This window comes from uncultured Sphingomonas sp. (genome assembly GCF_964244235.1).
Taxonomy (GTDB): domain Bacteria; phylum Pseudomonadota; class Alphaproteobacteria; order Sphingomonadales; family Sphingomonadaceae; genus Sphingomonas.
The window spans coordinates 1-12,573 of record NZ_CAXTII010000078.1; the positions used below are offsets into that span (position 1 = coordinate 1).

At 66.2% G+C, this 12,573-nt stretch carries 14 protein-coding genes; 8 read left to right on the forward strand and 6 right to left on the reverse strand.

The features are described from left to right. Positions 1-287: 287 nt before the first annotated feature. Positions 288-1,262: a DUF2171 domain-containing protein gene (locus tag ACFE7D_RS11860; RefSeq protein WP_375395622.1), complete on the forward strand. Its 975-nt coding sequence runs from the start codon at positions 288-290 to the stop codon at positions 1,260-1,262. An 85-nt stretch (positions 1,263-1,347) separates the two neighbouring features. On the opposite strand, the gene ACFE7D_RS11865 is transcribed toward ACFE7D_RS11860, so the two are convergent. Continuing rightward, positions 1,348-2,259 carry a neutral zinc metallopeptidase gene (locus ACFE7D_RS11865; RefSeq protein ID WP_375395623.1) on the reverse strand — a complete coding sequence of 304 codons (912 nt, stop codon included), beginning with the start codon at positions 2,257-2,259 and terminating at the stop codon, positions 1,348-1,350. Between the two features lie 104 nt (positions 2,260-2,363). On the opposite strand from ACFE7D_RS11865, the gene ACFE7D_RS11870 reads away from it, so the two are divergent. Genes ACFE7D_RS11870 through ACFE7D_RS11880 form a run of 3 tightly spaced genes read left to right on the forward strand, consistent with a single transcriptional unit; the run spans position 2,364 to position 4,891 of the window. After that, positions 2,364-3,497, forward strand: coding sequence for a patatin-like phospholipase family protein (locus tag ACFE7D_RS11870; RefSeq protein ID WP_375395635.1), 1,134 nt, complete (start codon positions 2,364-2,366; stop codon positions 3,495-3,497). 9 nt (positions 3,498-3,506) lie between these two features. Beyond that, positions 3,507-4,292 carry a 3-hydroxybutyrate dehydrogenase gene (locus ACFE7D_RS11875; RefSeq protein ID WP_375395624.1) on the forward strand — a complete coding sequence of 262 codons (786 nt, stop codon included), beginning with the start codon at positions 3,507-3,509 and terminating at the stop codon, positions 4,290-4,292. Continuing rightward, positions 4,289-4,891, forward strand: coding sequence for a DUF4893 domain-containing protein (locus ACFE7D_RS11880; RefSeq protein WP_375395625.1), 603 nt, complete (start codon positions 4,289-4,291; stop codon positions 4,889-4,891). The genes ACFE7D_RS11875 and ACFE7D_RS11880 overlap by 4 nt, the downstream gene beginning before the upstream one ends. On the opposite strand, the gene ACFE7D_RS11885 is transcribed toward ACFE7D_RS11880, so the two are convergent. The 5 genes from ACFE7D_RS11885 to ACFE7D_RS11905 form a co-directional block, all read right to left on the reverse strand. After that, on the reverse strand, positions 4,881-5,507 hold the full coding sequence (locus tag ACFE7D_RS11885; RefSeq protein ID WP_375395626.1) for a hypothetical protein: 627 nt from the start codon (positions 5,505-5,507) through the stop codon (positions 4,881-4,883). The two genes, ACFE7D_RS11880 and ACFE7D_RS11885, sit on opposite strands and share 11 nt — an antisense overlap. Before the next feature lie 73 nt (positions 5,508-5,580). Further along, a complete protein-coding gene (locus tag ACFE7D_RS11890; protein ID WP_375395627.1) occupies positions 5,581-6,522 on the reverse strand; it encodes a cation diffusion facilitator family transporter in 942 nt (313 codons plus the stop codon). Between the two features lie 6 nt (positions 6,523-6,528). Next, a complete protein-coding gene (locus ACFE7D_RS11895; RefSeq protein WP_375395628.1) occupies positions 6,529-7,479 on the reverse strand; it encodes an aldo/keto reductase in 951 nt (316 codons plus the stop codon). Beyond that, complete coding sequence (locus ACFE7D_RS11900) at positions 7,476-7,664, reverse strand: hypothetical protein (protein WP_375395629.1); 189 nt, start codon at positions 7,662-7,664, stop codon at positions 7,476-7,478. The genes ACFE7D_RS11895 and ACFE7D_RS11900 overlap by 4 nt, the downstream gene beginning before the upstream one ends. Continuing rightward, complete coding sequence (locus ACFE7D_RS11905) at positions 7,661-7,984, reverse strand: hypothetical protein (protein WP_375395630.1); 324 nt, start codon at positions 7,982-7,984, stop codon at positions 7,661-7,663. Before ACFE7D_RS11905 ends, ACFE7D_RS11900 begins: the two co-directional genes overlap by 4 nt. A 106-nt stretch (positions 7,985-8,090) precedes the next feature. Here ACFE7D_RS11905 and ACFE7D_RS11910 point away from each other — a divergent pair, with 106 nt between their 5' ends. From ACFE7D_RS11910 to ACFE7D_RS11925, 4 genes are all read left to right on the forward strand, one after another. After that, positions 8,091-9,056, forward strand: a complete 966-nt coding sequence (locus ACFE7D_RS11910; RefSeq protein ID WP_375395631.1) for an ArsR/SmtB family transcription factor — start codon at positions 8,091-8,093, stop codon at positions 9,054-9,056. After that, on the forward strand, positions 9,053-9,997 hold the full coding sequence (gene metF / locus ACFE7D_RS11915) for a methylenetetrahydrofolate reductase [NAD(P)H] (protein ID WP_375395632.1): 945 nt from the start codon (positions 9,053-9,055) through the stop codon (positions 9,995-9,997). Before ACFE7D_RS11910 ends, metF begins: the two co-directional genes overlap by 4 nt. 134 nt (positions 9,998-10,131) lie before the next feature. Next, positions 10,132-11,178: a homocysteine S-methyltransferase family protein gene (locus tag ACFE7D_RS11920; RefSeq protein ID WP_375395633.1), complete on the forward strand. Its 1,047-nt coding sequence runs from the start codon at positions 10,132-10,134 to the stop codon at positions 11,176-11,178. 131 nt (positions 11,179-11,309) lie between these two features. Next, positions 11,310-12,573, forward strand: a 1,264-nt coding sequence (locus ACFE7D_RS11925; protein WP_375395634.1) for a dihydropteroate synthase, incomplete at its 3' end; no start/stop codon positions are given.

Sequence of the window (12,573 nt, forward strand, 5' to 3'; positions counted from 1 at the left end):
GAATCGAACCCCTGACCTCTGCAGTGCGATTGCAGCGCTCTCCCATCTGAGCTACGGCCCCGCGCCCTTCCGGTGCAACGAGAGCGCTGCCATTAACGGGGGACATCGGGGGATGCAACAGGTGCGGCGCGCGATGTTGCACCCGTTACGGACGCTCCATCCGGATGTTGCACCGGACCGCCGTCTTGCGGGTGAGCTCACTGGAACAATCCCGCATCCTCAACGCTTTTTCCTCGATACCGGAGGGCTTGACCCACCGGCATAGTGCGAGCGAGCAGGAGAAGACCATGTCGATCATCCGCTACCCGGGCACCACCAACGAGCCGAACCCCGACTTTTACGGGCGGGACAACCCCGCCGATTACGGGCCGGATCGTTCTCCCGCCGGCAATCCATCCGGCGCGCGCGAATATGCCGCGGCTGGCGAATATGGCGCCGGTCGCAGTGATCGAATGCAAGGCCGGTATCGCGGCGCCAATAAGGAACGCGGCAATCATCAGCAGGAGCGTGGCGGTACCGATCGGCAGAGCGAGCTTTATCGCGGCAGCTACGCGCATGACGGACATCGCTTCGAAGACGTGGGTCGCTACCGCGAATATGAAGACGACGACCGCCGTGGCGGTCGTCAGCCGCAACAGGGCAGTGTCGGTCGGCAACCGCAAGGCTCCGATTATGACGAGCGCAATTTCCTGGCGCGTGCGGGAGACGAGGTGCGCTCGTGGTTCGGCGATGACGAGGCGGAACGGCGTCGTGACCGGGATACCCGCCACGAAGGCGGGGGCAACGACGACCACCATGAGGGGTATCACCAATGGCGCACCGGCCAGATCGCCGATTTCGACCGCGACTTCGCCGAATATCGTCAGGAGAATCAGGCCAAGTTCCATACCGAGTTCACGGCATGGCGCGGCGAGCGCCAGTCCCAGCGACTGTCCCTGACCAAGGTCGAGGAACACATGGAAATCCTCGGGTCGGACGGCGAGCATGTCGGCACGGTCGACAAGATCCGCGGCGATCATATCCTGCTGGCCAGGACCGACAAGGATGCGGGTGGCCACCACCACATGATCCCGTCGCGGTGGATACAGACCGTCGACGGGAAGGTGACGCTTCGAAAGACCGCGGCAGAGGCGAAGCAGGAATGGCGCGACGTGGAACGAAGCGAGGCGGAAAACCGGTTCGGCGATCGCACCGGCAATCAGGATGGTCCGCGCGACGGACAGGGCCGCAAGCTCGATCGGAATGTTTCGCGGACCTATTGATCACGAAGTTGCATGATCGAAGGCGGATCAACGGGCGCGGCATCGCGAGGTGCCGCGCCCTTTTCGTTGCCTGGTCAGATCGCGGTCAGATCGCGCCCGAAAACGTGTCGCACTTCGCGGGATCGCCGCTGTCCAGACCGACCCGCAGCCAATGCTGTCGCTCGGCCGAGGTGCCGTGGGTAAAGCTGTCGGGCACGACGCGGCCCTCGCTTTGCCGCTGCAAAGTATCGTCGCCGATCGCATGTGCGGCCGTCATTCCCTTCTGCACGTCGCCCGGGTCAAGCCGGTCCTTGTTCTTGTTGGCCCAGACGCCGGCGTAACAATCCGCCTGCAGCTCCAGCCGGACGGAAGGCCCGTTCGCACCGCTCGCCGACCCCGATCGTTCGGCCTGCGCGACCTGGCCGGAGACGCCGAGCAGGTTCTGGATATGGTGTCCGAATTCATGCGCGATCACATAATCCTGCGCGAAATCGCCGCCCGCATGGAAGCGGGTCTGCAATTCCCCGAAGAAGCTGGTGTCGAGATAGATCTTGCTGTCGGTCGGGCAGTAGAACGGTCCCATCGCGCTCTGCGCGGCACCGCAGCCCGATTGGCCGCTGCCGCGGTAGAAGACGAGCCCGGGCGCAGTGAACGATTTGCCTTCGTCGCCGAAGACCCCAGTCCAGGTCTTGTCCGCGGAACTGAATGCATCGCAGGCGGATTTGCGGTCGGCATCGGCGCGGCAGATCGTCCCGACCGACGCACCCTTGGTCGATGGACCCGCCTGACCGGCCGGCGCGATCGACTGGCCGCCGCCGCCCACAAGCGAGCCGAGGTTGCCGAGTCCGCCGAACACCGCGAACAGGACCAGCACGACGACGATACCGCCGCAGCCGAATCGACTGCCGATCAGCGGCAACAGCCCGAACAACAACCCGCCGCCGCCAATACCGCCGCCGCCACCGCCGGAGCCTTCGTCTTCGACGTTGATATTGGGATCGAAATCGTCGAGCCGCATGGCGCGTTTACCCCGTGGGTGGAAACGCCATGTCCATGCGCCGGGACAGGCGTGCGACGCAAGCACGGTTGATCGCCGCCGCGGTTCGTCCCATGAACGCGCCGATGGCGGATATCGAACCCACCCGCGCACGCAGGCGTGCCTTGCCGTTGCCCGCGCAGGTCGCGCTCGTGCTGCAGGGCGGCGGTGCGCTGGGCAGTTTCCAGGCCGGCGTGATCGAGGCGCTGGCGGATGCCGCGGTACGGATCGACTGGGTCGCGGGTATCTCGATCGGCGCAGTCAACGCCGCGATCGTCGCGGGCAACCCGCCCGAGCGCCGGGTCGAACGGTTGCGCGCGTTCTGGGAACAAATGACGATGGCGTTGCCCAGCTTTCCGATCTTTCCCGACGACCGCGTGCGTGAATTCGTCCACGAATGGTCGGCGGGCTTCGTCGCGATGGCGGGGGTGCCCGGATTCTTCGGCCCGCGGTTCGTGCCGCCGTTCATGGCGGTGCCGGGATCGCTCGACGCGACCAGCTTCTACGATTCGCAACCGCTCGCCGATACGCTGAACCAACTGATCGACTGGGATCTGCTGAACGACGGGCCGATCCGGCTGTCGGTCGGCGCGGTCGATGTCGAAAGCGGGAATTTCCATTACTTCGACACCGCGGACGAGCGGCTGGACGCCCGCCATGTCATGGCTTCGGGTGCGCTGCCGCCGGGCTTGCCGCCGATCGAGATCGGCGGGCGCTGGTGGTGGGATGGCGGGCTCGTCTCGAACACCCCGCTGACGCATGTCCTCGATCATCAGCAGGGTGAGACGCTGGTGTTTCAGGTCGATCTGTTTGCCGCAGCCGCGGAGCGCCCGCGAACGATCATGGATGTGTTGGCGCGCGAAAAGGAAATCCGTTTCTCCAGCCGGACGCGGCAGGTGACCGACCAATTGCTGCGGCTGCGCAAGGAGCGCGAACTGACGCGGCGCGTGCTGGCCAAGCTGCCCGACGCATTGGCGAACGACCGCGACGTCAAGGCGCTGGCTGCGCTGGCCGCGGAGAAGCCGGTCAGTCTGGTCCATATCATCTACCGCGCCAACGCCTGGGAGGGCGGGTCGCGCGATTACGAATTCTCGACGCGGACGATGCTGGAACATTGGTCGGCGGGGCAGACGGCGGTCGATCGGACGATGGAGAACGCCGAACTGGTCGCGGAGAATCTGCTGACCGGCCGCACCGCGGCGTTCGATCCGGGGCGATAGGAGAAACGCATGTTCCTGAAGGGCAGAACCGCGATCGTGACCGGATCGACGTCGGGCATCGGCCTTGCCTATGCCAAGGCGTTCGCTGCGGAAGGGGCCGCGGTCGTCATCAACGGTTTCGGCGATGCCGCCGCGATCGAGCGCGAACGCGCTGCGCTATCCGCGACGAGCGGCGCGGTCGCGCTTTACGACCCCGCCGACATGACGAAGCCGGACGAGGTCGCGGCGATGGTCGCGCGGGCGGTCGCGGCCACGGACAGCGTCGATATCGTCGTCAACAATGCGGGCATCCAGCATGTCGCGCCGATCGAGGATTTCCCGGTCGATCGGTTCGATGCGATCATCGCGATCAACCTGTCATCCGCCTGGCATGTCATCCGCGCCGCGGTGCCGCACATGCGCGCGCGCAAATGGGGGCGGATCATCTCCACCGCGTCGGCACATTCCAAGGTCGCGAGCCCGAACAAGTCGGCCTATGTCATGGCCAAGCACGGCATCGACGGCCTGACCAAGACGATCGCGCTGGAAACCGCGACCGACGGGATCACGGTCAACTGCATCTCCCCCGGCTATGTCTGGACGCCGCTGGTGGAAAACCAGATCCCCGACACGATGAAGGCGCGGGGACTGACGCGCGACCAGGTGATAAGCGACGTGCTGCTGGCGGCGCAGCCGACGAAGCAGTTCGTCACCCCGGAACAGGTCGCGGCGTTCGCGCTGTTCCTGTGCCGCGACGAGGCGGCGTCGATCACCGGCGCGAACCTGTCGATCGATGGCGGCTGGACGGCGGCATGACGATGCGGACGGCAGCAACGCTGGCGTTGATGGCTATCGTCGCGGCGCAGCCGGTCGGTGCCGCGCGCGACCTGCCGCGGGACTGGCGACGCGTGGCGACGCTGCCCGATCGCGACCGGCTGCGGCGGCTGCGGATGGCGTGGGCCGATGGTGTCCGCCTCGCCTATGCAAACGGGCTGGGCGGATCGGTACGATCGCAGGGTGCGCTGCTCGACCCCGATGTCGCGCTGGCCGACCCTTTGCCGCCGCCGGGCAGATATCGATGTCGGGTCGTTAAGCTGGGCGGGCCGCAAGGGTTTTCGGCCAGGGCCGCGGTACCGTGCGAGATCGCTGCTACCGGGCCGGTATTCGGTTTTTCGATGCTGGGGGCCGCTCAACGCACCACGGGCACGCTGTTCGCGGATTCCGACGTGCGCGGCGTGTTCCTGGGGTCGCTGGCAATGGCGGACGAGGGCCATGTGCTGGCCTATGGCCGCGACGTAAATCGCAATATGGCGGGCGTGGTGGAACGCGTGGGGCCTTCGCGTTGGCGGATCGGCTTCCCTTATCCGCGCTTCGAAGCGACCCTCGACGTGATCGAACTGGTTCCTAATTCGTAGCGGCAGCTTTATCCGGCACCGGTACGGTCGGCGTAGCGGCGATCGGCGTAGCGGCGATCGGCGGCAATGCCGCAAGATATTCCTTTCCGTGCTGATCGATCACGATGAGCTGCGACCCGTTCGCCTGTGCTACCGCTTGCAGATACGATCGCGGCTTTTTCATCAGGCCGGGGAAATCTACCTTCGTAAGCCCGACGAGCCTCGCCGCCTCCTCCACGAAATGGACGCAATTGTGCGTCTGGAGATTGTAGGTGCTGTCGGGACCCTTGTCGTCCCATGCGGTGGCGAGCGCGACGACGGCGGCATATTGCTGGTCGGTGAGTACGACCGAGAATTGCGCGGTGCTGCCGTCGATATAGCCCGGCTTGGCGATATCGAGCCGACCGGGAACGGGACCGAACAGCAAAGCCGGAGTCACCGCCTTTGCCGTAAACCCGAAGTTGCGATCGACCGGTGGGCCACCCGCATCGGGAATGCCGCGCAGGGTAACGAACGCATGGGGAAAACTGTTGCCAAGCTCGTGGCTCCAGAACGTGATCGTCACCGCAGCCTGGGCGGGAAGCGCCGCGACCAATGACAACAGGATCGGGGCGAGCAGGCGGAGCAAGGCTTTCATAGACGAGGAAATACCGCGAAGGTTCGCCGGAATGCAACTCCGATCGGCGGGGCCGAGGTATCGGGTCGGCGCATCACGACCCGTCGCGCCCCGGTGCCGTAGCCACCGCATCCTCGCGCCGTTCCGGGCGGATATAGATCGACGCGAGCATCGGTTCCGCTTTCTTCAGCGCGGTCTCGATCGTCTCGATCAGGCGCTCGCCGTCGCCCATCGTCATCGAATCGACGAAATCCGCGCTGATCGCGACGAAGATGCTGGTCGGTGCGGTGTGGATCGTCCGGACATGGTTCACCGCGGTGATGCCGGGATACCCGTCGACGATCGCGCGGACCCGGGCAATGACTGCCGGATCGGCTCGCTCGCCGATCAGCAGTCCCTTGGCTTCGCGCGCCAGCAGCATCGCGACGAGCGCCAGCACGGTCCCGATCACGACCGACGCGATGCCGTCGATCCGCGGATCGACGAAATAGTGACTGGCCCAGACACCGAACGCGGCGACGGCGAGACCGAACAACGCAGCCGAGTCCTCGAACAGCACGATGAAGCCAGCCGGGTCCTTCGATCGCCGGATCGCCTGCCACCAGCCAAGGTCGCCCTTGCCCGTCGCGAATTCGCGCACCGCGACGATCCAGGATCCGCCCTCCAGCACCGCGGCGATGCCAAGCACGGCATAATTGACGACCGGATCCGACAGCGCCTCCGGGGCCCGGATATGGCGATACCCCTCATAGATCGACACGCCCGCGCCGATCGCGAAGATCAGGATCGCGACCACGAACGCCCAGAAATACAGCTCTCGACCATAGCCGAAGGGGTGGGCATCGTCCGCGGGTTTTGCCGCACGCCTTTGCCCGTACAGCAGCAGGACCTGGTTTCCGCTGTCGACGCAGGAATGAACCCCCTCGGTCAGCATCGACGACGACCCGGTGATGCCGGCCGCAACGAATTTCGCGATACCGATGCCGAGATTGGCGGCTAGCGCGGCGTAGAGGACGAGATTGGCGCGCTTGTGCAAGTGCGCCTACACTCCCGCGGCGGTCAGCCGGTCGAGCTGATCCTTCGTCAAATCCAGCGTCAGTGCGCCCATCGACTCCTCGAGCTGCTTCACGCTGGTCGCGCTGGCGATCGGCGCGGCGATGCCGGGTTGCGCGATCAGCCACGCGAGTGCGATCTGCGCCAGCAACGCGCCGGTCTCTTGCGCCACCGCGTCCATCGCCGCAAGGACGGCGGGGCCATTCGAGTCGAGCATCGCGCTCATCCGGCTGCCGCGGACGCTCTGCCCGAAATCCTTCTCGCTGCGATATTTGCCCGTCAGGAACCCCGAGGCGAGGCTGTAATAGGGCAGCACGCCGATATTTTCGGTGACGCAATAATCCTGCAACTCACCCTCGAACCTGCCGCGGCTGACCAGATTATATTCGGGCTGCAGCACGTGATAGCGCGGCAGGCCGGCCCGCTCCGCCACTTCGACCGCCGATTTCAGGCGACCGGCATGGAAATTGGACGCGCCGATCACACGGACCTTGCCTGCGTCGATCAGCTTGCCGAACGCTGCGACGACATCCTCCTGCGGGACCGCATCGTCGTCCTGATGCGCATAGTAGAGATCGATCCGGTCGGTGCCGAGCCGCTGCAACGAGGCCTCGCAGGCGGCGGCGATCCGGGCCGGGGCCAGCTTCGCACCGCCCTCGCCCGGCAGCATGCCGACCTTCGTCGCGATCAACACGTCGTCGCGCTTGCCGCTCGTCTTCAGCCATTCGCCGATTACCGTTTCGGACTCGCCGCCCTGATGGCCCGGCACCCACGCCGAATAGACGTCCGCGGTATCGATCATCGTCCCGCCGCCGGCAACGAATGCGTCGAGGACGGCGAAGCTCGCGTCGCGGTCCGCGGTCCAGCCGAAGACGTTGCCGCCGAGCACGAGGGGAGCGATCTTCAGGTCGGTCGAGCCGAGCCGATGCAAATTGGTCATCGGGTATCGCTTTCATTGTCGTCGGGGGTGACGGCGTTCGCGTCCATGCTGTTCGCGTCCAGCATCGCGGCGGCGTCGTTGAGCTGGCGCGCCTCGTCGGCGGTCACCGCGCCCGGTTGATCGCCGTGCGACGAGCATGCTGCGAGCATCGCGACGGCGGCGACCAGGATCGGCAGGCGGATCATTTCTTCAGCGCATCGCCGGCCTTGACCAGCGCATTCCCGGTCGCGTCGGCCGCACGGTCCGCGGCGTTACCGATCGCGTCACCGGCCTTGTGCGCGCGGGGCGACAGATCGGTGCCCATATTGTCCATCGACGATTGGGCCGCGCCGAGCGCGCGGTCGCTGGCGGCATCGACATCGCTGATCGCGTTGCGCGTCGTCGCGTTCGCATCGGCGGCGATGCTGTCCGCGGCCTCCGCCGTGTCGTTCCGCGCCTTCGGGCTGCAGGCGGCGATGCCGATCAAGGCGGTGGCGGTGGCGAGCGAGAGGGCGAGGCGCTGCATGTTGGTCTCCGCAAAAGTGATCAACGTTATACACAGCGGATCGGCTCCGCCAAAGTCACCGACGAGCGCGTTGACCTCATATAAAGAATTCTTTATATGTCATGTCGTGACGATCGCACTCGACATCTTCCGGGCTCTTGCCGACGCGACGCGGTTGCGCATGCTGGCGCTGTTACGGTCGATGGAATTATCGGTCGGCGAACTGGCGCAGGTGCTGGGGCAGAGCCAGCCGCGCGTGTCGCGCCATGTCAAGATCCTGTGCGACGCGGGTCTCGCCGAACGGCGCAAGGAGGGCAGCTGGGTGTTCGTGGCGCTCGGCCGGCCGCAGGCGGTCGCCCCCGTCGCCGCGGCGCTGGACGAATGGTCGAAGGCGGAGCCCGATCACTGGGCGGTCGCGGATGCGGCGCGGCTGGCGGCGGTGCGCGCGGACCGGGCGGCGTCGGCGGCGCAGTGGTTCGAGGCGCATGCGGGCGAATGGGATGCGATCCGGTCGCTCCATGTCGCGGATAGCGAGGTCGAGGCGGCGATGGCGACGGTGCTCGGTCATGCGCCGATCGGATCGCTGATCGATATCGGTACCGGCACCGGGCGGATGCTGGAACTGTTCGGCGCACAAGCCGATGCCGCGCTCGGGATCGATCGATCGTCCGAGATGCTGCGGCTGGCGCGTGCCAAGCTGGCGGGGGCGGCGAACACCGAACTGCGCCAGGCGGACCTTTACGCGCTGCCGATGGCGGACGGCACCGCGGACGTCGCGATCCTGCACCACGTCCTCCACTTCGCGCAGCAGCCGGGCGCGGCGATTGTCGAGGCAGGTCGTGTCCTGGCGGCGGGCGGGCGGTTGCTGATCGCCGACTTCGCCCCCCACGATCGTGAGGAGCTGCGGGTCAGCGACGCGCATACCCGGCTGGGTTTCGCGGATGGCCAGATCGCGGGCTGGTTCGACGCTGCGGGTTTGCAGACGGCGCGCGTGGAAACATTGGTGGGCGGCGAGCTGACGGTGAAATTGTGGCTCGGGCGAAAAATCGGCTCTGGCAACGGCGCGAGCCTGAGAGAGGTGAGGGCGGCATGACGACGATATCGGTTCCGCAACTGGAGGAGGCGCGCCGCGCGCTGGAGGCGCCGCTCTACGCCGATCTGGCGGGTGACATGGCGGTCAGCTTCGAATTCTTCCCGCCGAAGACGGAGAAGATGGAGGAGCAGCTCTGGGGCGCGGTGCGTACGCTGGAGCCGCTCGGCCCGCGGTTCGTGTCGGTCACCTATGGGGCGGGCGGATCGACGCGCGAGCGGACGCATGCGACGGTCGCCCGCATCCAGCGCGAGACGTCGCTGGCGGCGGCCGCGCATCTGACCTGCGTCGAGGCGACGCGCGGCGAGATCGACGAGATCGCGCAGGGATATTGGGCCGCGGGCGTGCGGCATATCGTGGCGCTCCGCGGCGACATGCCGACTGCGGGCGCGGCGTTCGCGCCGCATGTCGGCGGGTACGAGAATGCGGCGGCGTTGGTCGCAGGGCTGAAGAAGCTGCATCCGTTCGAGATATCGGTCGCGGCCTATCCCGAATGCCATCCCGATTCCTCCGATGCGGCGGCGGACCTCGACAATCTCAAGCGCAAGTTCGACAATGGCGCGACGCGCGCGGTCACGCAGTTCTTCTTCTCGCCCGAGGCGTATTTCCGGTTCCGCGACAAGGTGGCGGCGGCGGGAATCGATGCGGAAATCGTGCCCGGGATCATGCCGGTGACGAACTTCGCCAGCGTGAAGCGGATGGCGGCGATGTGCGGGACCGACGTGCCGGCGTGGATGGCGCGGTTGTTTGACGGGCTGGAGGATCATCCAGACGCGCGCCAGTTGATCGCGGCAACGATCGCGGCGGAGTTGTGTCGGCGGCTCTATGCCGGTGGGGTGCGCGGGTTTCATTTCTACACGCTCAACCGGGCGGAACTGGCGTTTGCGATCTGTCATTTGCTGGGGGTGAGGGCGAAGGTGAGCGAGCGGATGGCGGCGGCGTAACTTCTTCTCCCCCTCCCGCAAGCGGGAGGGGGCTGGGGGGTGGGCGCTCGCTCTCCTCCGACGACACCGCTCGTGGATGGCGAGCGCCCACCCCTCAATCCCCTCCCGCAAGCGGGAGGGGAGGAGAGAAGACGATGACGATCCGCGAAACATTCCTCGCCGAAGCCGCCACGCGAATCCTCATCACCGACGGCGCGTTCGGGACGGAGATCCAGAACTGGAAACTGTCCGAGGCGGACTATGCCGGCGACCTGGGCCTGACCCACGATCAGAAGGGCAACAACGACATCCTCGCGCTGACCAGGCCCGAGGTCCCCGAATCCATCCACCGCGCCTATTTCGAAGCGGGTGCGGACATCGCCGAGACCAACACCTTCTCCGCCAACATCATCAGCCAGGCGGATTACGGCGCGGAGCATCTGGTCCGCGCGATCAACGTCCAGTCCGCGCAGCTCGCGCGCCGGATCGCGGACGAGTTCCAGGCGAAGGACGGGCGCCCACGCTTCGTCGCGGGCGCGATCGGGCCGACCAACAAGACGCTGTCGCTCAGCCCGGACGTCAACGATCCCGGCTACCGCGAGATCGATTTCGACCATCTGAAGGGCGTGTACCGCGAACAGATCGACGCTCTGGTCGAGGGGGGGGTGGATTTCATCCTGATCGAGACGGTGTTCGACACGCTGAACGCGAAGGCGGGGATCATGGCCGCGATCGACGCCGCGGACGATCTGGGGCGCGACCTGCCGATCATGCTGTCGATGACGCTCACCGACCTGTCCGGGCGCAACCTGTCGGGGCATACGGTCGAGGCGTTCTGGCACGCGGTGCGCCATGCCAAGCCGCTGACGATCGGGCTCAATTGTTCCTTCGGTGCCGAGCAGTTGCGGCCGCATGTGAAGACGCTGAGCGAGATCTGCGACACGCTCGTCATGGTGTATCCGAACGCCGGGTTGCCCAACGAACTGGGCGAGTATGACGAGATGCCCGCGACGACCGCGGGGTTGGTAGGGGAGTGGGCGCAGGCGGGTCAGGTCAACGTGCTGGGCGGCTGTTGCGGATCGACGCCTGCGCATATCGCGGCGATTGCGCAAGGGGTGGCGGGCGTTGCGCCGCGCGTGCTTCCGACACCGGCGGTAAGGACGCGGCTGGCGGGTCTGGAGCCGTTCTTCATGGCGGCGTGATCTTTATTCCCCCTCCCGCGAGCGGGAGGGGGCTAGGGGGTGGGCGCTCGCTCTCCTCCTCGTACATCGCTCGCGGTTGGCGAGCGCCCACCCCCGGCCCCTCCCGCTCGCGGGAGGGGGGAAGAAATAAGATGACCTCCTCCACCAATTTCGTGAACATCGGCGAACGCACCAACGTCACCGGATCGGCGGCGTTCAAGAAGCTCGTCATGGCGGGCGACTATGCCAAGGCCGTCGAGGTCGCCCGCAACCAGGTGGAGAACGGCGCGCAGGTCGTCGACATCAACATGGACGAAGGGCTGCTCGACGCCGAGTATGCCATGACGACCTTCCTGAAGCTGATCGCCGCCGAACCCGATATCGCGCGCGTGCCCTTCATGATCGACAGTTCGAAATGGTCGGTGATCGAGGCGGGGCTGAAATGCGTCAGCGGCAAGCCGATCGTGAATTCGATCAGCATGAAGGAGGGCGAGGAACAGTTCCTCGCCCAGGCGCGCAAGTGCATGGCGTACGGCGCGGCGGCGGTCGTGATGGCGTTCGACGAGGTCGGGCAGGCGGACACCGAGGCGCGCAAGGTCGAGATCTGCGCGCGCGCCTACGACCTGCTGACCGGCATCGGCTTCCCGCCCGAGGACATCATCTTCGATCCCAACATCTTCGCGGTGGCGACGGGGATCGAGGAGCATAACAACTACGCGGTCGACTTCATCGAAGCCTGCAAGGCGATCAAGGCGCGGTGCCCGCATTGCCATATCTCGGGCGGGCTATCCAACCTGTCGTTCAGCTTCCGTGGCAACGAGCCCGTGCGGCGCGCGATGCATTCGGTGTTCCTGTTTCACGCGATTCCTGCGGGCATGGACATGGCGATCGTCAATGCCGGGCAGCTCGATGTCTACGACACGATCGACCCCGAACTGCGCACCGCGTGCGAGGACGTCGTCCTCAACCGCGATCCGGAAGCCGGCGACCGGCTCGTCGCGCTGGCCGAGCGCTATCGCGGCACCGATGCGGTGGCGGAGAAGCAGGCGGCGGAATGGCGCGGCCTCGCGGTCGGCAAGCGGCTGGAATATGCGCTGGTCAAGGGCATCGACGCGCATGTCGTCGAGGATACCGAGGAATGCCGCCAGCTGTTCGCGCGGCCGATCGAGGTGATCGAGGGGCCGTTGATGGACGGCATGAACGTCGTCGGCGACCTGTTCGGATCGGGCAAGATGTTCCTGCCGCAAGTCGTTAAAAGCGCACGGGTCATGAAGAAGGCGGTCGCGCACCTGCTGCCCTTCATCGAGGCGTCGAAGGAGCCCGGCGCGCGCGGCAAGGGCAAGATCATCATGGCGACCGTGAAGGGCGACGTGCACGACATCGGCAAGAACATCGTCGGCGTCGTGCTCCAGTGCA

Coding starts and splice junctions, on each gene's coding strand:
- ACFE7D_RS11885 (WP_375395626.1), bottom strand. CDS start 5,507: ATGAAAGCCTTGCTCCGCCTGCTCGCCCCGATCCTGTTGTCATTGGTC.
- ACFE7D_RS11900 (WP_375395629.1), bottom strand. CDS start 7,664: ATGATCCGCCTGCCGATCCTGGTCGCCGCCGTCGCGATGCTCGCAGCA.
- ACFE7D_RS11920 (WP_375395633.1), top strand. CDS start 10,132: ATGACGATCCGCGAAACATTCCTCGCCGAAGCCGCCACGCGAATCCTC.
- ACFE7D_RS11860 (WP_375395622.1), top strand. CDS start 288: ATGTCGATCATCCGCTACCCGGGCACCACCAACGAGCCGAACCCCGAC.
- ACFE7D_RS11870 (WP_375395635.1), top strand. CDS start 2,364: ATGGCGGATATCGAACCCACCCGCGCACGCAGGCGTGCCTTGCCGTTG.
- ACFE7D_RS11895 (WP_375395628.1), bottom strand. CDS start 7,479: ATGACCAATTTGCATCGGCTCGGCTCGACCGACCTGAAGATCGCTCCC.
- ACFE7D_RS11880 (WP_375395625.1), top strand. CDS start 4,289: ATGACGATGCGGACGGCAGCAACGCTGGCGTTGATGGCTATCGTCGCG.
- ACFE7D_RS11865 (WP_375395623.1), bottom strand. CDS start 2,259: ATGCGGCTCGACGATTTCGATCCCAATATCAACGTCGAAGACGAAGGC.
- ACFE7D_RS11875 (WP_375395624.1), top strand. CDS start 3,507: ATGTTCCTGAAGGGCAGAACCGCGATCGTGACCGGATCGACGTCGGGC.
- metF (WP_375395632.1), top strand. CDS start 9,053: ATGACGACGATATCGGTTCCGCAACTGGAGGAGGCGCGCCGCGCGCTG.
- ACFE7D_RS11905 (WP_375395630.1), bottom strand. CDS start 7,984: ATGCAGCGCCTCGCCCTCTCGCTCGCCACCGCCACCGCCTTGATCGGC.